The sequence below is a fragment of the Colwellia sp. MB3u-41 genome (genome assembly GCF_014076845.1).
GTDB lineage: Bacteria > Pseudomonadota > Gammaproteobacteria > Enterobacterales > Alteromonadaceae > Colwellia_A.
Genome location: NZ_JACGUT010000047.1, coordinates 24,790 through 47,595, shown reverse-complemented (window position 1 = coordinate 47,595; position 22,806 = coordinate 24,790). Strand labels below are relative to the sequence as shown.

Here is a 22,806-nt window from a genome sequence, read left to right as displayed (position 1 = left end):
ATAATTATAAGAATTAATAAGTAGGAAAAAATATGGATCCATATATTGCTGAATGGCTTAACTTAATTTTACGCTTTCTACATTTAGTCACGGGCGTTGCTTGGATTGGCGCGTCATTTTATTTTGTGTGGTTAGACAATCACCTTGAAACACCACCACAGTGGAAAGCAGACAAAGGCATTAAAGGCGACCTTTGGGCTATTCATGGTGGTGGTTTTTATGAAGTGGCTAAATATCAACTTGCACCAGAAAAAATGCCAACGACGTTACATTGGTTTAAATGGGAAGCTTACAGTACGTGGTTAACCGGTTTTGCACTGCTAATTGTAATGTATTATGTTGGCGCAGAATCCTATCTTATTGACCCTCGTGTTGCCGATATTAGTCAAATGCAGGCGATAATTATCGGCTTGTCAGTAATATTTGGTAGCTGGTTAGCTTATGAATTGATGTGTATGACTAGACTGGCTAACCATTCAGTGCTTTTTGCGCTGGTATTATTGCTTATGGGCGCAGGTTTAGCGTATGGATTAAGCCAAGTTTTTAGTGCTCGAGGTGCCTTTATTCATGTTGGTGCTGTAATAGGTACCATTATGGCGGGTAATGTATTTCGCGGTATTATGCCTGCACAACGTGCTTTAGTTGCGGCTGTTGAAAGCGGCGAAGCCCCTGATCCAAAATATGCACAAAAAGCGAAATTACGGTCAACTTTTAATACCTATACCACCTTGCCAGTCTTGTTCATTATGATCTCTAATCATTATCCCATTACTTATAACCAACCTTATAACTGGGCGGTATTAGTGGCGATAATTATTATTACGGGTGCAGCGAGACAATATTTTATTCTTCGCCACTTTGGTAAGCAAAAACCGATGATACTTATTGCTGCAGGCTTGGCTACAATAGCCCTCGCTATTGTCATAGCGCCAAAATCAGCTGATAGTAGCGCTGACAAATTAGCAGCGGTTAATGCAAGTACCGCAATGAGTATTGTGCAGCAACGTTGCACGACATGTCATTCAGCAACCCCCACTGATGATGTGTTCAGCTCAGCTCCTGCAGGTGTAATGCTTGATACTCAAGCACAACTTAAGCAGTGGGCACCTCGGATAAAAGCACGGGTAATTGATAGTCAAGATATGCCTTTACTCAATAAAACTAATATAACTGACAAAGAAAGAGCGCAACTAGCACATTGGATTAAAGCTGGAGCGATTATTGATGATTCAAATAAAGGCGAAAGTGATAAGCAAAAGTATTGAATATATGAAGGTATTTTGCTTTAGCCTTACCTTTATTTTATCGAACATCATTTTGTGACCTAGGCTTAAGTGCTGATCATTCTTGGTCAGCACTGAGCAACTCTAACCAAAAAATATGACCAGCGCTTAAAATACCGACTTCATTATGCTACAGGACTCATATAACCGTTTCTGAACAATTTACTGTCTTTAGTGTCTATTGGCGGCATATATCTCTTCGCTCTTTTGGGTTATCTACAACGGTGTCAAATTCATTGAGAACAACTGTTCTGCCAAAGATAATCACCTCCTATAACATCAAATGTTAAATGCAATATAAATTAACCAGGTGGTCAGGTTTTTATATAGTCGCATTAATATTCTTTCGTTTCAGCTCGGCAATAAAACTATAAAGACTTATTTTAAAAGACTGTATAGCCTTTTCAATGCAAATATCTTATTGACCTTAATAGATTCTTAGTTTAGATTTAAACTTGACTATACAGTCAGGTTTATTCAAATAATAATAATAAATTTTTAATGTCGCTGTAATTTATATCGGTAGCTAGTGTCATCAGAAATAATAAAGGAATAACATGGATACAAATATATTACGCAGTATCTTAGGGGTATTCATCCTCTTAGCTGTTGCCTATTTAGCTTCGTCAGATCGAAAAAATATTAACTGGCGTACCATCATCGGTGCCTTAGTGTTGCAAGTAACTTTGGGGGCATTTGTCTTGTATATGCCCGCAGGAAAAGACATTTTACTGGGTGTTGCCAGCGGTGTGTCTAGTGTTATTGGCTATGCTAATGACGGTATTAGTTTTATCTTTGGTGAACAAATTGGGCAAAAAAGTTTAGGCTTTATGTTTGCGTTCCATGTTTTACCGGTTATTGTTTTTTTCTCAGCCTTGATTGCCGTGCTTTACTACATTGGCGTGATGGAGTTAGTGATTAAATTTATAGGTGGTGGCCTACAAAAACTTCTTAAAACCAGCCAAGCAGAATCGATGTCAGCAACCGCAAACATTTTTGTTGGCCAAACAGAAGCGCCGTTAGTGATTAAGCCCTTTCTTCCTAAAATGACACGCTCGGAGCTTTTTGCGGTAATGGTTGGCGGGCTCGCTTCAGTAGCTGGATCTGTTGTTGCCGGTTATGCAGGCATTGGTATTGACTTAAAATATTTAATTGCTGCAAGCTTTATGGCCGCACCAGGCGGTTTGCTTATGGCAAAGATGTTAGTGCCTGAAACAGAACAACCCAATGATAATTTAGACGATATGAACACCGATGCTAAAGAAGCGGTTAATGTGATTGACGCAGCAGCAACCGGGGCATCTAACGGCATGATGCTCGCGTTAAATGTTGGTGCAATGCTGTTAGCTTTTGTTGCTTTATTAGCCATGGTAAATGGTTTATTAGGCGGATTTGGAGAATGGTTCGGCCTACAAAACCTTAGTTTGCAACTGATTTTAGGTTATGTTTTTCAACCTGTCGCTTACCTTATTGGTATTCCTTGGCATGAAGCAAACATGGCAGGGAGCTTTTTAGGACAAAAAATTATCATCAATGAATTTGTTGCTTATCTAGATTTTATTACGGTTGCTGATCAATTAACGACAAGAACCCAAGCCATTATTACTTTTGCGCTGTGCGGTTTTGCCAACCTTTCATCGGTGGCTATTTTATTAGGCGGTATGGGGAATATGGCACCGACACGTCGACCTGATATTGCTAAGCTTGGCATGAAAGCGGTTCTCGCTGGCGCTATGGCTAACCTGATGAGCGCAACTATTGCAGGCATTTTTATCTAATTTACCTCATTAATTTAAACAAATAAATAAACAGAAACTTTTTTACAGGAATTATTATGCAAGCACAACTATCTCAACTCGAACAATTAAAAACCATGACAACAGTCGTTGCTGATACCGGCGATATTGAAGCCATAGCAAAATTTTCACCAATGGATGCGACGACTAATCCTTCATTATTATTAAAAGCTGCTGCTATACCTGCTTATCAAAACTTACTGACAGAAGCTGTTAATTGGGCAAAAAGTCAGACTAAAGACAAAGCCATTGAAGTCAATCTTGCGGCTGATAAATTATCAGTATTAATTGGCTTAGAAATTTTAGCGATAGTACCTGGGCGTATTTCTACAGAAGTTGACGCACGTTTATCTTTTGATAAAGAGGCCAGTATGGTTAAGGCCCGTCAACTTATCGCTATGTATCAAGAAGCCGGTATTGGGAAAGAGCGTATATTAATCAAAATGGCATCTACTTGGGAAGGTATTCAAGCCGCTAAACAACTCGAGCAAGAGGGCATTCAATGTAATTTAACGTTGTTATTTAGCTTTGCTCAAGCAAAAGCTTGTGCCGAAGCACAAGTGTATTTAATTTCACCCTTTGTGGGTCGAATTCTTGATTGGCACAAAAAAGATACCGGTCGTGATAGCTATTTAGCCGCTGAAGATCCTGGGGTGATTTCAGTGACAGAAATTTATAATTATTACAAACAGCATAATTATAACACTGTAGTGATGGGCGCAAGTTTTCGTAATATTGATGAGGTTATTGCATTAGCGGGCTGTGACAGACTAACAATCAGTCCACCATTAATGAGCGAATTATCAGAAAATTATCAGCAGATCACACAACAATTAATGCCAGCAACAAATATTCAAGAAAAGCCAGCATCATTAACCGAAGCGCAATTTCGCTGGGAGATGAATCAAGATGCTATGGCAACAGAAAAATTAGCAGAAGGTATTCGTAACTTTGCCATTGACCAATGCAAGCTCGAAAGTCAACTAAGTCAATTATTTTAAGATAACGTCAGGAAACCGTTCATGCTAATAGATACGTTTAAGATAACGTTAGGACACCGCTCATGTTAATGGATACTTTTAACGATAAGTGGCGAGCACTGCAACAACACTTAGTTGAGGTAGAAAGTAGCCATTTGCGTGACTTGTTTGCTAGTGATCCCAAACGAGCAGAAAATTTATCAGTGAGCGCTTGTGGCTTAAATCTCGATTACTCAAAAAACCGTATTACCTTAAAAACGCGTGCTTTATTAATGGCATTAGCAGATTCAGCACAATTAGCCGCAAAACGTGATGCGATGTTTGCAGGTGCGCCGATTAATAATACTGAGAACAGGTCAGTATTACATACCGCTTTACGACAACAAGATGATAAGCCAATTCTCGTTGACGGAGTTGATATAGTGCCTCAAATCAAAGCGGTACGAATTAAGGTAGAAGCAGTCGTGAACCAAGTGCGCGACAAGCAATGGTTGGGGTATAGTGGCAAATGTATTACTGATGTTTTAAATCTAGGCATTGGTGGTTCTTTTTTGGGACCAAAAATAGTAACGACTTCATTAAAACCTTATGTTCAAGGAGGGCCTAAACAGCATTTTGTTGCTAATATTGATGGTAATCATCTCCATGATGTCTTAAGTGATTTAAACCCTGAAACGACTTTGGTGCTGATTGCTTCAAAGTCGTTTAATACCCAAGAAACCTTAACGAATGCTGAATCTACTCGCCAATGGTTTTATGATAACAACGTGGCTTTTGAGCAATTGAGTCGTCACTTTATTGCTATTTCATCCAATGTTACTAAAGCCGTCGCATTTGGCATTAGTGGCGAGAATGTTTTTCCTATGTGGGATTGGGTTGGAGGTAGATATTCATTATGGTCAGCGATTGGTATGCCCATTGCAATGGCTATTGGTAATCAGGGTTTTACTGAATTACTTAAAGGTGCGGCGGATCTTGACCAGCATTTTAAAGAGGCACCGCTTGAGCAAAACTTACCCGTATTAATGGGGATGTTAGGGGTTTGGAACCATAACTTCTTTGGCTGCCAAACCCATGCTTTATTACCATATAGTCATTATTTACGCGGTTTCCCCGCGTATGTACAACAGATGGATATGGAATCTAATGGCAAAAGCTGTCAGCTTAACAATGAAATTGTCAGTAGTACCACAGGCCCTGTAATTTGGGGTGCAGAAGGTACAAATGGCCAGCATGCATTTCATCAGTTGTTACACCAAGGGACTTCGGTTGTCCCCGTTGATTTTATTCAACCTCTTGTCGCAGAACATAAGATGAATGGCCATCAAGATATGCTTGTGGCCAATTGTTTTGCGCAAAGTAAAACACTAATGCAAGGAAAAACCCATCAACAAGCCTATGATGAACTTGTTGGTTCAGGCATGGAAGAAGCGTTAGCTAAAGTGATTGCTAAACATAAAGAAATGCCGGGTAATCGACCTTCAAATACCTTGACCTTTAACAGACTCACGCCTTATCAACTGGGAACGTTAATTGCCTTATATGAGCATAAAGTCTTTGTACAGGGGGTTATTTGGAATTTGAATTCTTTTGACCAATGGGGTGTAGAGCTTGGGAAAATATTAGGGGATGATATATTATCCCGTATAGGACAACCCAATAATACTGAGCTTTCAGATAGCTCTACCGAATTATTGCTTGCTCAATATCGTTATGCTAATCAACCTTAAGTGAGCGATAATGTTATTGATTGAGTGAGCTTCAATAAGCTGTTTTATCTCTGGGAATGCAGCAGTCTTCGCGCGTTATTTTAAGGGATAATATAATAACAGCCATAAAAAACCGAGCTTATTATCGCTCGGTTTTTTATTATTAAAGATAAAGCATCATTGCGCCTTATTATCTCAAATAGGTATTATGTAATGAGTTCATGGATAACCGGTTCAACAACAACTTGCATCGTTGAAATTTCAATTGCACTTAAGTATTGTTTAATTGCTTGGCTTGCTTGAGCCTCATCTTTCGCGTGTACAATAGCAATGACGTCACCTTCCGCCACTTTCGTGCCTTTGGGTTTTATATCACTAAAGCCAACACTATAATCTAAGCTTTGATTATGATCGACACGACCACCACCCATTTCTACTAGCGCCATACCAATAGCGCGAGTGTCCATTGTGCCAATATAACCGGCTGTTGGTGCCTTGATGTTTTTAATGATCTTAGCTTTAGGCAGTCTATTTTCACTGTTAGTTAATAAATCCGCTGGGCCGCCCATTGCCGTGATCATTTTTCCAAATATTTCAGCCGCTTTGCCTGACGTTAGTGCCTCTTCGGCTAAAATGGTTGCTTGTTCAATACTGGTCGCTATCTTACTGGTTAATAACATGCGAGCAGCAAGGGCGATTGTTACTTCATGTAACCTTGGCTCACGGTACTTTCCGGTTAAATAATCAATAGTCTCTTGTATTTCAAGTGCGTTACCTACCGTTGTACCTAAAGGTTGATTCATATCAGTAATTAATGCTTGAGTGGGTGTTCCAGCACCATTGGCAACAGAGACTATTGAGTGAGCTAAGGCTCGAGCTGATTCTATATCAGCCATCATAGCGCCATTGCCAACCTTGACATCCATAACTAATGATTCAAGGCCCGCTGCTAATTTTTTTGACAAAATAGAGGCGGTTATTAAAGGAATAGATTCAACCGTACTGGTAACATCTCTAATTGAGTAAAGACGTTTGTCAGCAGGGGCTAAGTCTTTTGTCTGTGAGATAATAGCGGTACCTTGAACTTGCACTGTCGCTTGGAACTCTGACAGACTAGGACGTACATTAAAGCCTGGAATAGACTCTAATTTATCAACTGTGCCACCAGTATGACCTAAACCTTGACCAGCAATCATCGGGACATTTGCACCACAAGCCGCCACTATTGGTGCTAACATTAAGCTCACTTTATCACCAACACCACCAGTTGAATGCTTATCAACAATGGGTTTATCTAACATACTATGCCAATTTACAACAGTGCCTGAGTCACGCATAGCCATGGTTAGGTTTACAACTTCATCGGTTGTCATGCCGTTAAGCCAAATTGCCATTGCCATAGAACCTACTTGTGCATCGGTAAAATCACCCGTTTTAAGGCCATCAACAAAGCATTGAATTTCATCTACGGTTAAGGCTTGTTTGTTACGTTTTTGACGAATAATATTTTGAGGTAAGTGCATAAAAATCCTTTAGATAATAATTGTGTTATAAAAGCTTTAGGTATTCACTGAACAGCAATCCGTAGGGTAATTGTTCCGTGGGTTAGTTATAGCGATTATGGCATCTTGCCTTGAGCTGTTAGCGTGACTAATTGCTCAATTTATATTGCTTTACTTAGTTTTTATTTGTGTCATAACTGACTGTTATCTACAGTTAATGAGGATATATTGTGTTTTCCTGACTGCTGTGTCAAGATAAAACCTATTTTTTCTGACCAAATGGTCAGAAAATTGTTTTTCATTTAATTTTTTATTAAAAGAGTGATGTGATGTCCTTGTTAGAAGTCTTTGGTTATGTTGCTAGTGTGCTAATCGCGTTGTCGTTAATGATGTCGAATATCAAACGATTGCGTTGGATAAATTTATTTGGAGCTGCTGCCTTTAGTGCTTATGGCTACTTTATTGATGCTTATCCTGTTTTTATTTTAAATGGTTGGATAACTTTAGTAGATATTTACTACTTAGTGCGTATTTATAAAGAAAAAGATCAGTTTGATTTAGTTAAATTAAAGTCAGTACAAACGCCACTGTTTAGCTTGTTAAAAGAGCGCTACGGTAAAGATATCAAGCAGTTATGTACAAAATTTCAGTGGCAACAACTCGATGATGCACATGTTCTATTAGTGTTTAGAAACATGAAGCCCGTGGGTTTCTTTGCTTATCGACAATTGAATGATATGGGGAAGGTTGAAGTACTACTTGATTATATTATTCCAGAAGACCGAGATTTTAAAGCGGCTAAATTTATGTTTTCCCACCAAGATAACAAACTAAAATTAGAGGGTATTAAGCACTTGGTGGTAGAGGCATCAGATGAAAACCATGGGATATATTTAAAGCGTGTTGGATTTACCAAACAAGAACATTATTTCGAGTTAGTATTACACTGAGATTAAGAAGCGGAATATATAATGTTTAACAATATTACTTTCCGCTTCAATCTACTTACGAACGATTATTTTTTTGAACGTTCTAGTTCTAATTCTTGTATTTGAACCGCTATTTTTTCAGCTTCAGCGGTGATCATTGAATACGACTTAATATCGCCATTTCTTTGCGAGAACATCGCTTGCTCGAGCTTAGCTTCATAGAGTTTATTTAATTTTTTGATCGGGTCTTTTTTAAATATTCCAAACATTTTATTTACCGTTGAGTTGGTTATAGGTTGTTATACGTATATAAACCGATTTTAGTTTCATTATTGTCACTTTTAGATAAAAACTTATTAAGTCCTTTAATAGGATGGCAAATGTCATTTTAAATATAGACGTAAACGATATTAATATACAGATAAATGTGATGATTGTGTTATTTTATCAAGCTTAATTGATTGATGATGATTAAAGCCTCATTTAATAATGTAATGGCGTTTACATTATAGTCAACCTAAGGGGAGGCACATTAAAATCAACAATAAAAGATGGAGATACGCCAGTAAATATTGTTGTAAAGGTGAGATAACATCAGCTAGTAGTTTTTTTTCACTTCGTTTAACATTATAATTAATGACAATGAGTTGTTTAATACAGCGCTATATATCTTTTGGGACCCTACTATGAATTTAGATAAATCAACAAAACGTATAGAAAAAAGAGTTAAAAAAGGATTTCAAGGTTACCCTCAAATATCACTGGCATATTTTGGCGAATCAGCTGATTACGCAAGTGAAGTTGTGGTTGGTTTTATCGCTGGCGAAGGTGAGGCGGCTCAAGAGCAAAAATTTACCAGTAAAGTTGATGCTAGAAAAGACGAAACCATTCAAACCACATTACTAAAAGTTATTGAACGAGCGGATGCAAAAACAGTTGTAGAAGTTGCGGGTGTTTCAATTATTAAATAACGCCAATTAAACTTGGCAAATATCCCTATCCCTGGACTGTAAATAATATGAGTGCTCTTGCTATCCCGTGGTAACAAACTATTCCTCTTCGTCAACGCGTTATATGGCCAAGTAAATCTCTAAGTATTGCTATGTAGGTGGCGTTATTGAAGGCCTATATTACAGCGCATTTATTCGTGAAGTGCTTGTTTGCGTTACTTCTATTTATTTCACGGTTAACAAAGCTCTGTTACTCATAAGCTTTCTCTATGAGAAAGCTTATTTATCAAAATATTGACGTTGATGGTTGATTTTTCTTTATATATAGGTTTTAATTCGCTTGTGAAATATTAGACTAAATACTCAAATTGACTTGTTTAGTATTTACACCAGAAGAGGAGCTGTAGCTAGGTAAATAACACGAGGAACCACCATTCTTTTGACTGTTATTGAGGGAGACTGCAGCCGAGAATAGTTAGCGAGTGGCGTTATTTATTCGGTTACTAGGGCTGAATCCCTGGGATTGTCACCTCTAATTAGTGCTTTTAAAAGCCTAATTATTTTATGGTGGAGAGCTTCTGGCTGAAAAGTTAAGTGGCTCTACTCATGAACACTTTCTCTTCAGTCATGCTCTTCCTTACAGTTTACAAGTTATTTGATATTTATATATCAGGACTTAATTAGGGAGACCTTAATGTCATTATCACCTCTTACCGTTGCTAAATTTGGTGGCACCAGTGTTGCTGATCACCAAGCGATGTTGCGTTGCGCTCACATCATAAAAAACGATCCAAGTAATAAACTGGTTGTCGTTTCCGCAAGCTCGGGCGTAACAAACTTATTGGTTCGTTTAAGTCAAAAAAATGTGCCAGAACATGAACAAACAGACATTATTACCAATATTCGCGCTATTCAATTAAATATCACCCAACATTTAGCACAAGAGCAAATGCTTAATGACCAAATTGCTGAATTACTTCAGCAGCTAAGTGAGTTTTCTAATGCCCAATCACTAAATTATTGCCCACGTATATCAGATGCTATTTTGTCCTTTGGCGAGCAAATGAGTTCACGTATATTTGCACAAGTCCTGCAATCAGTGGGTGTTAATGGTGAAATGTTTGATGTTCGCCAAGTCATGAAAACCAACGCTCAATATGGAAAAGCGGTAGTCGATCTTGAGCAATTATCTGCACATGCAAAGCAATCCCTTACTCCGCTACTTGCTGATAAAGTGGTTGTTACACAGGGTTTTATCGGGCAAGACGAAGATGCCTATACCACGACATTAGGTCGTGGTGGCTCTGATTACAGTGCTGCACTATTAGCTGAAGCATTACACGCTGATAATCTTTCTATTTGGACTGATGTTGTAGGTATTTTTACCACGGATCCACGCATAACCGATCAGGCCCGTGCGATTAAAGAAATTAGTTTTGGTGAAGCGGCTGAAATGGCAACGTTTGGCGCGAAAATTCTTCATCCTGCGACGTTAATTCCTGCGATGAGACAGAATATTCCAGTGTTTGTCGGTTCAAGCAAAGAGCCAGAAAAGGGCGGGACTCGTATTCAGCAATTTGTTGAATCAAGTCCGATTTATCGCTCAATAGCACTGCGACGAGAACAAACCTTAGTGACCGTAAAAAGCCCTGCAATGTTGCACGCAAGCGGTTTTCTTGCGCAAGTCTTTGGTATTTTGGCCAAGCATGAGCTGAGTGTTGATTTAATTACCACGAGTGAGATAAGTGTCGCGCTTACTTTCGATAATCCAACGGGGTCAACGCAAGCCCTGTTAAATTCAACCGTTGTTGAAGAACTTGAGCAACTTTGTGAAGTCACGGTAGAGCATGGTTTATCGTTAGTTGCTGTTATTGGTAACAAAATGCATCGCAGTAATGGCGTAGGAACCAGTATTTTTGAGACAATTTCAGGCATAAATGTTCGGATGATTTGTCATGGCGCCAGTGAACATAATTTATGTTTTTTGGTGGATGAGAAGCAAGCGAACGAAACTGTTGAAAAGCTACATACGGCTTTGTTTGCTTAAATATAAGCTGTGATTAGCCAAGTTAATGCTATAAAAAAAGATAAAACACATTTATGTGTCTTATCTTTATGTACATAATAGGTTGTCATGAATGAGTACTAGAAAATAACAAGGCCTACATCCATGCACGTCGATGTTTGTAAACGATGAATGAAAGCATGTTCAACCCGTTGTGGTTATTCGTAATTTAGTGGATCGGTCATATTATTATCACTGAAAGCTTCTAATCGCTCTTGGCAAGCACCACATTGCCCACAGGCTTTTTCACGACCGTTATAACATGTCCAAGTATTGTCATACTTCAAGCCCATTTTTAATCCATCCGTTAAAATATCACTTTTAGTCACAGTAAGATAAGGGCTGAATATTTCTACGGACTCATAGTTGGCTATTTTACATACTTCATTCATTTTCATCACAAATTCAGGACGACAATCAGGGTATATCGCATGGTCGCCAGAATGTGCACCGTAATAAACTTGGCTAGCACCGACTGAAACCGCATAACCAACTGCAAGTGACAATAAAATCATGTTACGGTTAGGAACAACCGTTGATTTCATACTTTCAGCTTCGTAATGCCCTTGTGGAATATCAATATCGTCAGTTAATGAAGAACCGGCAAGTAGCTGATTAATTGATGAAATATCAATAACTTTATGGTTTACGTTGAGTGACTGACAAACGGTGCTTGCATACTCAATTTCTTTGACATGACGCTGGCCATAGTCAAATGTTAAGGCAAATACTTCTTTTCCATCGTGCAAGGCGCGATTAAGTACAGTGAATGAGTCCATGCCACCAGAATAAATAACAACAACTTTGTTTGTCATTTCTAAAGTCTCTTAGGGTATAATTAATGTCGCACATTTTACTTCAATTCACACCAGCAATAAACAGGCAAAAACCCCAATGACCGTAAAATATAAAATTAATGAATTATTTGAAACTATTCAAGGAGAAGGCGCTTTTACTGGCCAACCTTCGATTTTTATCCGTTTACAAGGTTGCCCCGTTGCCTGTTCGTGGTGTGATACCAAACATACTTGGGACATCAATCTTGATGATGAGGTAAACGCATCCGCAATGTTAACAAAAAAAGTAGAGTCTCAAACGTGGTCTGAACTCTCTGTAGAAGCTATTTTAGCGGTGATAAGCGAGAAAGGTTATCAAGCAAAACATATTGTGATCACGGGTGGAGAACCAGCTATGGTTGATTTACTCCCCCTTTGTCAAGCACTCGAAAAAAAGGGGTTTAGCTGTCAGTTAGAAACATCAGGGACTTTCGAACTTAAAGTCTCTGAGCAGTGTTGGGTGACCGTTTCACCGAAAGTAAATATGAAAGGGGGCTACAAAATATTAAATTCAGCCATGCTACGTGCTAATGAAATAAAGCATCCCGTTGCAACCGAGCAACACATTGATGATTTAAAAGCGTTATTAACAGAGCATAGTATTGTTGATACCCAAGTTTATTTACAGCCCATTAGTCAAAAAGAACGAGCAACAGCGCTAGCGATCAAAAGTTGTATTGAAAACAACTGGCGTTTATCAGTCCAAGTTCACAAATATCTAGGCATTGAATAAATACTTCGCTATACAATAGCCCTCATTCACTATTTTTTCTGTAGTGGTAAAGTGATCGAAACCGTAACACCTTGCGGGTTATGATGGTTACTTGCCACTATTTTGCCATGATGAAATTCACAAATTAACCGTGCGATATATAACCCCAAGCCTAAATGAGGTGTTTTATCTTCTTTGGTTTGAGGTGTTTCACGCATCGACACCATTGAATCAAACAATCGCTGTTCCATCGTTTCAGGTAATAGTATGCCGTTATTACTAATGTGAATAGTTATCGCTTTACTTTTTGTTTCTGTGGTTATAAATAACGTATTGTCTTGGCTAAATTCCACGGCATTCGTCACTACTTTGTCGAGTAATTGCGCGATATGCTCAGGAGAACCCGCCAAAATAACTTTTTTATCTGATGCGATATATTCAATCTCAAAATGAGGATAAATTTGCTGGTAACCTTGAACACAGCCATTTAAAACATCGAATACATTAAAACTAACATTGTCAGTTTGATTCAACATTTGCTCAAGACGCGTCGCTTCACTCATGTTGGTTAAAATATTGTTTAAGCGATTAATGCCACTCTGGGCACGGTCAATATAAGCTGAACTGCTGTCAGGTAATGCCTGTAAAGATAAATTCTCCAAAGATGTTCTAACAATGGCTATCGGTGTGCGTAATTCGTGAGAGAGTCGCGACGACATGTTTTCTAAGTAATGATTGTATTGGCTTAACCGATTTACTGCTGTTGAAAAGCTACGCGATAAATCACCAATTTCGTCATTTGCCTTTGATATTTGCATGTTTTGTGCAATATCATTATTAATTCTACCGTGTTCATCAATAGCGACTTCAGCTTGATTACGCAGTTGGCGAATACGGTTTGAAATACGTGACGCGAAAAAGAAAAAAGCTAACGCTCCCAATAACATAATCGCAAGTATCGACGTGAATAATTTCTCTAAGGCTTTATTTCGTACACTGAGAATACCATTGGTCGTTTCCTCAACGATCACCGCTCCGTTGACTTTGTCGCTGATGTAAATAGGGTAGGCGGCAGATATTATGACTGCTTTTTTATCGGTGGTTAACCGCCATTGCGATTTAGGTGTACCGGCGAGTGCGGCTTCAATATGTTCACCAGTCAGATTTTGTGTGTCATATAACTGGTCAATAAAATCATTTTGCGGTTTATTTAGTAAATGTTGAAAGACAGGGGCTAAATATTTCTGTGTCCAAGCATACCAAGAGTCATCTTTATCAGAGGTATTGATATTTTTCTGCCATAACCCACTGGCTTTTGTTATGTCACCGCTTTTTGCCAACACACGATGATGTTGGTCAACAACCCAAATACGCGATTGTGTGTAACTCATGCCTTTTACTATACGTTCAATTTCAGGCGATGGTACTAAAATAGTACCTAAGGTGTCAGCAGTACTAGGGTCAGCACTTCCTATGATGGTGATTGCAGCACTTAATGGTGCATCAACATCATGAAGCGCAAAAGCTAAACGGTCACTGATTTTGGTTAATGGAATACGAAATTCAATATTATAGCCTTGGTCTGTATCGCGCCATTGTCCTTGAATAAAGCTTATTGATGCTGGAAATTCAAGTATTTCATTGCTTTGTATATCATTAATACGATAAGCGGAAAGCCAACCTTGACGCTTATTGCTAATAATAAAACGTTGAAAATTACCATTAACATCATTGAATGCTAATTCAAGATGGTCATTTCTGTTTATTGCCCGAGCATTTTCGTCGCGATAAATAACCTTGTCGTCAACCACTTGTATAAAAAAATATAAGTATTTATCGTATTTTCCAACGGCGGCGCTGAAATGATGGGTTAATTGCTCAACCGACAAAGGTGTCCCTAGTTGATTGTTAACACCATAATAATGCGATTTTTCTTGAAAGCTTGGCCAGTCGTTGGGTAAGCCGTCAAGGTTTACCGCTTGAGATAACTGGTAACCATATAAGTCTTTACCTTTTTCAACATCAGGTAAAAAACTCGCTTGGTTATTAAACAGGTTGGGGCGCTCATGTAAAGAAGTCGCCAGTGCTCTTGCGGTACCTATTATTGTTTGCTCTTGCCCAAAACGTAAGTACTTTTCCATCTCCCATACGTATTGATAACCAAACCACGGAATAGCAAATAAGAAACTTGATAAGAGTAATAATTTTGCCCGCAAACCAAAGCGAATATGGAGCTTATTTTTCATCTTTATTCCAACGGTAGCCCATGCCATAGACTGTTTCAATGCAGTTAAAGTCTTTATCAATTTGGTTGAATTTTTTACGGATACGTTTGACATGAGAAGTAATCGTGCTGTCATCAACGTAGATGTTGGAATCTTTCATCAGTTGCTGACGGTTTTTAACATGTCCGGGGTGTTTAGCTAAAGCAAAGACCATCCAAAACTCAGTAATGGTTAAATCAACACTGTGCTGTTGCCAGACAATAGTCATACGCTGATTATCGATAGTTAAGGACCCTAATGTTAGCAAGCTACTTTCTGGGGTAGGTTGTTTAAGCGCTTCTTGGCGACGAAAAAGTGCGGCTATACGCGCTGACAAATGTGGCAGGCTAATATCTTTAGTTAAATAGTCGTCTGCGCCGATGCGCAAACCTGAGACGGTATCAACATCATTATCACGAGCAGTTAAAAATATAATAGGCAATGTGGTTGATATATTTCTAAGCCATTGGCAAAGGGTAAAACCGCCGTCATATTCTTGTTCTAAACCAATATCAAGGATAACCAAATGAGGCAAGCTTATCGCAAATGCTTGGCAGGCGCTTTCTCGGTTGGCAAAGGTTTGAACTTGATAACCTTGTGTGCGAAGCACATCAGCATAGTTTTCTCTAATAGCGGCTTCATCTTCAACTATGGCAATTCGTTTTAACAATGTCTAGCAACTCTATTTATTGACTTATTTTAGGCACTATATAAGAGTTTTTTTATAAAAGCGCGCAATTATTGTAATTGCCATATTGTTGCCACATTTGCTCATTACTTTGCCTTTTTTATGTCGTTTCAACGCCTATTTTTCTTGTTTTAATTACCTCGTCAACAACAAACAACTTATTACTTTAGGAACTCACATGAAAACTATTAATATCAAAACAACGAATAACAGTAAATTAAGCCCAGCAAAATTATTTTTAATCGCTTCCCTTATTGCCGCGCCGACGTTAAGCCAGTCTGCTTATGCTTTTGACAATAACACCGCTACTGATAATGAATCACTACAACTTACTGATAGTGATAAAGAAGGCATTGGTTTTGGTGCTGGTATGTTCATTGGCGCTATTTTCGGTGGGCCGGTTGGCGCTATTCTTGTTGGTGTTACTGGCTCACTAGTAGCAAAAACTGCAAACGACAAAGAAAATTTAAATGAGTTGCAGGCGTCAATAAATAAGCAAGAAAGCGATTATTCGATTGCCGTACAACAATTTCGTCAAAAATTAGCACGCGCTGAGCAAAATCACCAATTAGAACTTTCTGTTTTAGAGCAAAACGTTGATAAAAAATATCAACGTGCCAGTCAGTTACAAGCAGAAAACTTATTGATGAGTTTACAGTTTCCAACCGGCTCTAGTGACTTACAACCGCATTATCACAGTCAAATTGTTGCTCTGTCTGAAATGTTGCAGCAATCGCCTACATTATTTATCGATTTATCAGGTTATACCGATATGCAAGGCAATAAAAAGGTAAATCAGGCGCTTTCTATTGCCCGTGTTAATACGGTTAAGCATGCGTTAATCGACCAAGGTGTTAAAGCTGAGCGTATCCAGTTATTTGCTTTTGGTGAGCAAGCGCCTGTAGTGGCAAATAGTGAAAAGGAAGTGAGTTTTTACGATCGACGTGTCGTTATTAAGCTACACAGTAATAGTAAACAAATGGCAAATAATTATTAAGTGTTGTTTAGGTTTGTTGATTCATTAATTTATCTAAGGAGGTGAAACATCAGTGATAGAAATAGAGTTAAATGAATAAAGACTAAAAGATTAAAAACCAAGGACACTCCCATACTTCCTTGGTTTTTCTTTATCTGTAATGTTTATCTATAAAACTGGCTATTTAATTTTATAAATAGCAAAGCTCAACGCAGGCACACTTAATGAATCAGGGTTCACTTCATCATATTTAGACGCGGGATAAACTTTTTTCGCGCCAGATAGTGCTAGCTTGATTGGCTGGACTGTTTTTTCGGTATTAAAGACAACGACCATTGTGTCGCTGTCTTTTAGCGTACGTGATATTGCAAACACACCGGGTGTATCTTGAGCGTATAAGGTTTTTTGTTCACCAAATCTTAGTGCAGGATACTGATAATAAACATCGGCATATTTAGCAAATGTTTTATAAAGTAGGTGATTTTCATCAAAATTGTCATCAGCAGTGGTTTTCGTATTTGCAAGCAAGTCATCATCGTTGTAGCTATTAACCAATGAAGGCATCATGTCTTGACGAGCTCCTTTGTCACCAACATCTCCAACAAAACCTTGTTCGTCGCCATAATAGACAATTGGCACACCACGTAGAAAGTAAACCATCGCGAGGGGCTAATAAGGTGCGTTGAATTATTGCTGCTTCGCTGTAATTAAGAACACTGTCTTTTAACATGCTAGCAAAGCGCCCCATATCGTGATTACCGGTAAAATTAAGTAACTGATTGGCATTGCTGTCGCTGTCATTATAATAATGGTCGCGCTCAAATAACTCGACGAGTTTATCTGTCCCTTGTTGTTTAATTAGGGTGTCTTGCAAAGCAAACTGCATTGAAAAGTCGAGTACAGATTGCATTTTTCCTTCAGTGGTAAATGATCTTAATTCTTCACTGTCACCACTATAAACTTCACCAAACATGACGAATTCTGGAATACCAAGCTCTTGAGCATGATTAACCAGTGCAGGTGCAAATTCTGCCCAGAACGCCATATTGACGTGTTTTATGGTATCAATTCTAAAACCGTCAGGTTTAAATTCACTTGTCACGTTTTTGAATATATCGATCATACCTTGAACAACTTCTGGTGAATCTGTATCAATATCGTCTAAACCACTGAAGTCACCGTATATTGAATTTTCTCCTTCGTAAGTGGTATCACCTTGGTTGTGGTAGTACTTTTTGTCATTTAACCAAGCAGGAGATTTAAGACTTTCTTGTCCTTTAGGAATAATAGGCTAATAGGCATCTCCAACAGCGATTTGAGCAAGCGACTTATAAAGGCAACCGTCATTTTCTTTCATCAGATATTGCAAGCCATCTTCGCCACGACATTCAACGTACTTAATGACGTCAGCGGTATGGTAAGTAATAATGTCAAAAAATACTTTTATATTTTCTTTATGTGCTGCATCAATGAAGCGCTTTAAATCTTCATTGTTGCCTAAGTGCGGGTCAATCTCATTGAAATATAAAAAGAGAAAAAGTGATTTTAAATGAATAATATACTGACTTTCAGCTAAAAAGCTGTTTTTTTAGTTACCTTGCTGGTTTATTGAACATAAAGATAAAATAATAAAATTAGTGCTTTACAAATGTTATTGCAGGTCTTAATATCTGCACCGTCTTCAAGCAAGCAATTGTTTTAAGACATTCAGGTGAGATGGCTGAGTGGTCGAAAGCACTGGTCTTGAAAACCAGCAAGGGTTTATAGCCCTTCTAGAGTTCAAATCTCTATCTCACCGCCAAACAAAGAAAAACCCGTTAATCGAAAGATTAGCGGGTTTTTTGCATTTTGAACTGAAAACATTACGTTAAAGATAAATAAGGGGTTATAGCATTAAACCTTCGAGTAGCTTTCAAATCTCTATCTCACCGCCAAACAAAGAAAAGCCCGTCAATCGAAAGATTAGCGGGTTTTTTGCATTTCTGGAATATAGGTTTTTAGGTTTACTTTAAAGGGGCTCATCAAATTCACTTTTATGTGAAGACTTTAAATCAGAATATATAAGAATCTATCAATAATATTAAGATGTACTTAGTGCGCTAAACTGAAGTTAGCAGCTCGTTAATCTTAACAGCTGCTTAAAGTTTATAACGGCCGTTTATATTTCATCTCAGAACGCTATTTTCGCTGCCACTGAAAGTCATAATTTAGGCATGAACTGATCTTAATAAAGAACCTCCTTGCCTTTATTTCAGTTTACTGTGCGTTCCGTATAGAAAGAACAACACAACTTAAGATTAATGGATTATGGAATTAACTGTCGATGTTCGTTTATCAAAGCTAAAGGTTTACTATGAACTAGTGGTAGGACCCTTTTTAAAGAATGCATGTTTTTCTGATTTTTATCGAAGCATAAAACCGCAATCTCACTTGAGTTAGACCCTGACTTATCTTTCACTGCCTTACCAAATGACAAACCAGATGTTTCAATTTCTACTTCAGAAAATCATTTTTTATAAATGCCCAGTCGCTCTATTTTTTAGGTATACTAGTGTTGTTAATTACAGCATATTGCCTAATAGATAAGCTGTAATCATATCCACCGATAGATTTATTTTTCCTTTTTTCAAATCGGTAAAAACACTTTCATTTTTCTTTTTGTCATAAAATCTTTTAGAAAAATAAATCGATACAGTGTCGAAGGTCGCCCACTACTTGTCCCATGAGTTATTGCTATCTCACCTATGGTTTTAGGGCACTATTTTGATATATATTTTATTAATTCGTCTTGAAAAAAATCAAATTTAAGTTTTTTATAACCTTCTTTTTCAGTTAATTGACTAATGATTTCATCGTGATTGTCTTTTATTTTCGAAATGTAATATCTATATGATGTAAATATTACATTATCAGTAGCCATACCAGTAAGGAAATCATATATGGCATAACAATTAAGGATTCCATAATGATATTTTTTTCTTTCTTCTCTTTTTTGCTCATCTATTACAAAATTAACGTATTTTTAAAGCTGGTTTGAATGTGGGAATGTATTTGTTATATCTTCGATAATAAATGCTGATCTTTTAGCACCAATTTCAATAGCGAAAAACACATCTATTTTCCTATATTGCTGTAAAACTTTCCCTTTCCCTGTTAATAACAACTTACCAATAGATTCTAAAGTTACTTTATCTGCACGAGGGTGATTTTTCTTACACAGTAATAAAATGAACTCTTTTGCTGCATTTTTTAACTCATGCACTTCTGTATAATCTAGCCAATTAAGCAACCAACAAATAAATAAATAAAAGTATCTTGTGAAAGTTCACCAGTGACGTAATCAAAAAAATTAGGCTCTTTGCTCATCTTATTATTTAATCCTATTGTAGTTTTTAGTCATTGTTTGGTTCTTAACATTATTTTAGTATTCATAATTACTTAATGAGCTCTTTAAGGCTTTTACGACTTCAACTTTAAGATAAGTTGGTAACTCGCACACTACATCCGCACCATATTTTAATATCCACGCAACCAAGTCATAGGTTGGGATACAGCTAAATTGTACATGCGTCCATTGAGTTGAAGTCTGTAAAATTTGTTGGTCATCTGCTAATTGATTGTTGGTAAGTGTATCTAGTGCAAAGCCCTTTACTTTTAGTGCAACGATTTCTCTTTTGTTACCTGCTTTTAATAACCAACCAGAAGGGTTTTTGGCGAAATATTCTTGCAGAGTAAAAGAAAGTGGAGCATCCATTTTTGTATGGTTTTTGTCAGCGTTTGTAATACGATGAAATAAAAATAACATCGGTTTTTCAGGACTATCCTTTTTAGTTGCCACTAGATAATGGCTTTGTCCTCGAATGATAATTCCTAAAGGGTTTAAGCAATAATGTACCGCAGTATTTTTATCTTTTGCTTGATAATCGATTTGTATTTGGTTTTCGTAAAGCACACACTCGTAAATAATTTCACGATCACTTTCAGATATAAATCTACTATTATTTATTAATGGATAGCCCTCTGAAATTACCTGTAATTTTTCCTGCCATTTGCTAAATGCATTGTCTGAGTTGAGTGTGCATTTAGCGTCAGCTATTCGTGCTTCTGCTCGAAGGGTATATTCACTAGGCATTGCTTTGAGTAGCAGCTTTTCTGATAAAATCAACATCAGCGCTTCAGTTGGTTGAATGCCTTTAAATTTGCTCGCGTTATTTTGAATACAGCCCCAACCGCGACCTTCTGCGGTGTCTTCTAAATAAAGCCCACCTATATCGGTCAGTTTCACTAAGTCTCTTTCAACAGTGCGTTTACTCACATTAAACCCTTCATCTGTAAGGTGTTGATGTAAGGCAATGGTCGTTATGGGTTTGCCTGGAGATAAAGGGATTTTTCTTAACATCTCTAAATGACGTAATGTAGTACTTTTAGACATAACAAGGTGCTACCTAGGAGATAAATTTATTGATTTTTTAGTGGTTATAAACTTTATAGTGACTGTCTTTTTTCCAGATTATTTTACAATTAGTAAAATCAAAATAACTTTTTAATTGCTCTTTATATACGTTAGCAAATAATGAGCTATCCATATAAATGGTTATTGTGTTTGCTAACGTAGAATACACGACCCTTCCTCGTGGAAGTTCCTGGTATTCGCTAGCGATAAGTTCTTTAAAATGGGGTAAGTAAATGTGTTTATTTTCCCATTCTGTTATATGTTGAAAGGGACTATCAACCATGCCTATATCATCAGGGGCCAAAGTTTCAATCGCTATTTTTTTAGCAATTAAGTTGTTTTTATAAAACCAAAATATACCGACGTTAATAGTGAACTCCTTTTTATAATATTAATAAAAAATCATTTAATTTAATAGCTTAGATAATATGTTTTTTACCATAACACATAATAATGACTCTCGCGACAACCGGTGTCGCTTAAAAAATATTTTATTGCGACACTCTTTGTCGCACAGCGAGTTAAGATGTTTTCATGGTAGGCAATTAGTTAAAAATTATGTTTAACGAAAGTGATATGAGTATTGAATACAGTAGAATACGGCAATTATTAGAGCAGTTTACTCTTTATGGGGAAGCTGAGTTCACTATTGTCTTTGGCGCTATAGCGGAAGATGCTGACTATAGCACTTGGTCAACGCCTGATGATGATTTTAGTAAGTATAAAGCGTCTGGTTTTTTTAATCTCATGCAGCATTTATTAAGTGCATTCATTGAGTATAAAAGTCAGATCATATTACTTGAAAACTGCCACGGTATAATTAAAATTAAGCAACGCGTTATTGCTATTGAATGGGTGAATAAAAAAGTTGCCGACGATGCTATTGCTTCAATTCATGAGAAAGATAATGTTGATTACTAATAAAAAAATAAAAATCATAGAGTTAAGTGATGTGCTTACTGAGCATCGAGAATATCACCAAATGAAATTAGGTTGCTACCTAACAGCATTAAATTGTGATCAAAATAAAATACAAAGCAAGAGCGTAAGAGAAGGAAATGTAATTACGTTTCCTGAAAGCTCCCATGATTATGTCATTCGTATTTCAGGAGAAGCATATAATTGTTTTGAGAATCATCCTATAAGCATATATGTGACGTTCAACCAAGACAGGCAGGCTTGGGGGAAATACGCGAGTAGGATACAACATTTAATTGATTGTCAAAAAGCTGTTTTGGTTAGTTCCGATGTTTATAACGTACTAGATGCTGAAATTAACTTTTATAATCCAACTATTATTTGTTCAACGGGTTAACGCCTATTCTAGTTAGGATCGTACCGGATAGGTGAAATTGTTAATACCCTCTTTGAGATCAATAGCAGACAGGAAAAGAAGCGATTTACTCACTTACGCACTGCGTTTAATGACGAATGATCGCTGTGGTGCATCAGGAGCCAGTCAAGGTGATATTCAATCGGGTTTAGTTGCTATTCTCACCGCTAAAAACAGACGTCAGCCTTTGAGTTACTAACGGTGATTTTTCGCCTAAATTATTTGTGTTTAGTCTTGTAAATATTATCTTATTGAAAATTGACAGGGATATAGTCATGAGCAGGGTGGTTTTATTTATATTATCAATGATATTGGTTGATAAAACGTTAG

22 protein-coding genes, 1 tRNA gene and 1 riboswitch are annotated in these 22,806 nt (G+C 37.4%); of the genes, 13 read left to right on the top strand and 10 right to left on the bottom strand.

The window, feature by feature from the left end; genetic code table 11:
• Positions 1–32 precede the first annotated feature (32 nt).
• From H4J73_RS02575 to pgi, 4 genes are all read left to right on the top strand, one after another.
• Complete coding sequence (locus tag H4J73_RS02575; protein ID WP_182181032.1) at positions 33–1,265, top strand: urate hydroxylase PuuD; 1,233 nt, start codon at positions 33–35, stop codon at positions 1,263–1,265.
• 575 nt (positions 1,266–1,840) lie between these two features.
• The gene (locus H4J73_RS02570) at positions 1,841–3,061 is read left to right on the top strand and encodes a NupC/NupG family nucleoside CNT transporter (protein WP_182223693.1); all 1,221 of its coding nucleotides are present in this window, start codon (positions 1,841–1,843) and stop codon (positions 3,059–3,061) included.
• Positions 3,062–3,117: 56 nt separating this feature from the next.
• Complete coding sequence (gene tal, locus H4J73_RS02565) at positions 3,118–4,080, top strand: transaldolase (protein ID WP_182181030.1); 963 nt, start codon at positions 3,118–3,120, stop codon at positions 4,078–4,080.
• Between the two features lie 62 nt (positions 4,081–4,142).
• Complete coding sequence (gene pgi, locus H4J73_RS02560; protein ID WP_182181029.1) at positions 4,143–5,789, top strand: glucose-6-phosphate isomerase; 1,647 nt, start codon at positions 4,143–4,145, stop codon at positions 5,787–5,789.
• A gap of 185 nt (positions 5,790–5,974) precedes the next feature.
• Here pgi and deoA read toward each other — a convergent pair whose 3' ends face one another.
• Positions 5,975–7,291, bottom strand: coding sequence for a thymidine phosphorylase (deoA, locus tag H4J73_RS02555; protein ID WP_182181028.1), 1,317 nt, complete (start codon positions 7,289–7,291; stop codon positions 5,975–5,977).
• 308 nt (positions 7,292–7,599) lie between these two features.
• Here deoA and H4J73_RS02550 point away from each other — a divergent pair, with 308 nt between their 5' ends.
• Positions 7,600–8,220: a hypothetical protein gene (locus tag H4J73_RS02550; RefSeq protein ID WP_182181027.1), complete on the top strand. Its 621-nt coding sequence runs from the start codon at positions 7,600–7,602 to the stop codon at positions 8,218–8,220.
• A gap of 65 nt (positions 8,221–8,285) precedes the next feature.
• Here the strand turns inward: H4J73_RS02550 and H4J73_RS02545 are convergent, their stop codons facing one another.
• The gene (locus H4J73_RS02545) at positions 8,286–8,468 is read right to left on the bottom strand and encodes a DUF6435 family protein (protein ID WP_182181026.1); all 183 of its coding nucleotides are present in this window, start codon (positions 8,466–8,468) and stop codon (positions 8,286–8,288) included.
• Between the two features lie 417 nt (positions 8,469–8,885).
• Here H4J73_RS02545 and H4J73_RS02540 point away from each other — a divergent pair, with 417 nt between their 5' ends.
• The gene (locus H4J73_RS02540; protein WP_182181025.1) at positions 8,886–9,170 is read left to right on the top strand and encodes a hypothetical protein; all 285 of its coding nucleotides are present in this window, start codon (positions 8,886–8,888) and stop codon (positions 9,168–9,170) included.
• A gap of 364 nt (positions 9,171–9,534) precedes the next feature.
• Positions 9,535–9,735, top strand: a riboswitch (Lysine riboswitch).
• Positions 9,736–9,843: 108 nt separating this feature from the next.
• On the top strand, positions 9,844–11,196 hold the full coding sequence (lysC, locus tag H4J73_RS02535; RefSeq protein ID WP_182181024.1) for a lysine-sensitive aspartokinase 3: 1,353 nt from the start codon (positions 9,844–9,846) through the stop codon (positions 11,194–11,196).
• 176 nt (positions 11,197–11,372) lie between these two features.
• Here the strand turns inward: lysC and queC are convergent, their stop codons facing one another.
• On the bottom strand, positions 11,373–12,029 hold the full coding sequence (queC, locus tag H4J73_RS02530) for a 7-cyano-7-deazaguanine synthase QueC (RefSeq protein ID WP_182181023.1): 657 nt from the start codon (positions 12,027–12,029) through the stop codon (positions 11,373–11,375).
• A 79-nt stretch (positions 12,030–12,108) separates the two neighbouring features.
• Between queC and queE the strand changes: the two genes are divergently transcribed.
• Positions 12,109–12,783: a 7-carboxy-7-deazaguanine synthase QueE gene (gene queE, locus H4J73_RS02525; protein ID WP_182181022.1), complete on the top strand. Its 675-nt coding sequence runs from the start codon at positions 12,109–12,111 to the stop codon at positions 12,781–12,783.
• A 29-nt stretch (positions 12,784–12,812) separates the two neighbouring features.
• Here the strand turns inward: queE and pdsS are convergent, their stop codons facing one another.
• Together pdsS and pdsR are read right to left on the bottom strand one after the other, a co-directional pair.
• The gene (pdsS, locus tag H4J73_RS02520; protein WP_182181021.1) at positions 12,813–15,008 is read right to left on the bottom strand and encodes a proteobacterial dedicated sortase system histidine kinase; all 2,196 of its coding nucleotides are present in this window, start codon (positions 15,006–15,008) and stop codon (positions 12,813–12,815) included.
• The gene (pdsR, locus tag H4J73_RS02515) at positions 14,998–15,696 is read right to left on the bottom strand and encodes a proteobacterial dedicated sortase system response regulator (protein WP_182181020.1); all 699 of its coding nucleotides are present in this window, start codon (positions 15,694–15,696) and stop codon (positions 14,998–15,000) included. Before pdsR ends, pdsS begins: the two co-directional genes overlap by 11 nt.
• 196 nt (positions 15,697–15,892) lie before the next feature.
• On the opposite strand from pdsR, the gene pdsO reads away from it, so the two are divergent.
• Complete coding sequence (pdsO, locus tag H4J73_RS02510; protein ID WP_182223692.1) at positions 15,893–16,711, top strand: sortase-associated OmpA-like protein PdsO; 819 nt, start codon at positions 15,893–15,895, stop codon at positions 16,709–16,711.
• Positions 16,712–16,870: 159 nt separating this feature from the next.
• Here the strand turns inward: pdsO and H4J73_RS20320 are convergent, their stop codons facing one another.
• Genes H4J73_RS20320 through H4J73_RS20885 form a run of 3 tightly spaced genes read right to left on the bottom strand, consistent with a single transcriptional unit; the run spans position 16,871 to position 18,203 of the window.
• Entirely contained in the window at positions 16,871–17,350 is a 480-nt protein-coding gene (locus tag H4J73_RS20320; RefSeq protein ID WP_259366725.1) for a hypothetical protein, read from the bottom strand.
• The gene (locus H4J73_RS20315) at positions 17,277–17,975 is read right to left on the bottom strand and encodes an alpha-amylase family glycosyl hydrolase (protein ID WP_404851855.1); all 699 of its coding nucleotides are present in this window, start codon (positions 17,973–17,975) and stop codon (positions 17,277–17,279) included. Before H4J73_RS20315 ends, H4J73_RS20320 begins: the two co-directional genes overlap by 74 nt.
• Before the next feature lie 6 nt (positions 17,976–17,981).
• A complete protein-coding gene (locus H4J73_RS20885) occupies positions 17,982–18,203 on the bottom strand; it encodes an alpha-amylase family glycosyl hydrolase (RefSeq protein ID WP_404851854.1) in 222 nt (73 codons plus the stop codon).
• A 197-nt stretch (positions 18,204–18,400) separates the two neighbouring features.
• Here H4J73_RS20885 and H4J73_RS02500 point away from each other — a divergent pair.
• Positions 18,401–18,491: transfer RNA gene (locus tag H4J73_RS02500), tRNA-Ser, on the top strand.
• Between the two features lie 1,221 nt (positions 18,492–19,712).
• Here H4J73_RS02500 and H4J73_RS02495 read toward each other — a convergent pair.
• Both H4J73_RS02495 and H4J73_RS02490 read right to left on the bottom strand, forming a co-directional pair.
• A complete protein-coding gene (locus H4J73_RS02495) occupies positions 19,713–19,952 on the bottom strand; it encodes a hypothetical protein (RefSeq protein WP_182181018.1) in 240 nt (79 codons plus the stop codon).
• Between the two features lie 159 nt (positions 19,953–20,111).
• Positions 20,112–21,122: a YafY family protein gene (locus H4J73_RS02490; RefSeq protein ID WP_182223691.1), complete on the bottom strand. Its 1,011-nt coding sequence runs from the start codon at positions 21,120–21,122 to the stop codon at positions 20,112–20,114.
• Between the two features lie 597 nt (positions 21,123–21,719).
• On the opposite strand from H4J73_RS02490, the gene H4J73_RS02485 reads away from it, so the two are divergent.
• From H4J73_RS02485 to H4J73_RS02475, 3 genes are read left to right on the top strand one after another with little or no spacing between them, the layout of a single operon-like run.
• Positions 21,720–22,064: a hypothetical protein gene (locus tag H4J73_RS02485; RefSeq protein ID WP_182181016.1), complete on the top strand. Its 345-nt coding sequence runs from the start codon at positions 21,720–21,722 to the stop codon at positions 22,062–22,064.
• On the top strand, positions 22,051–22,458 hold the full coding sequence (locus H4J73_RS02480) for a hypothetical protein (protein WP_182181015.1): 408 nt from the start codon (positions 22,051–22,053) through the stop codon (positions 22,456–22,458). Before H4J73_RS02485 ends, H4J73_RS02480 begins: the two co-directional genes overlap by 14 nt.
• A 31-nt stretch (positions 22,459–22,489) precedes the next feature.
• Positions 22,490–22,675: a hypothetical protein gene (locus tag H4J73_RS02475; protein ID WP_182181014.1), complete on the top strand. Its 186-nt coding sequence runs from the start codon at positions 22,490–22,492 to the stop codon at positions 22,673–22,675.
• Positions 22,676–22,806: the final 131 nt, after the last annotated feature.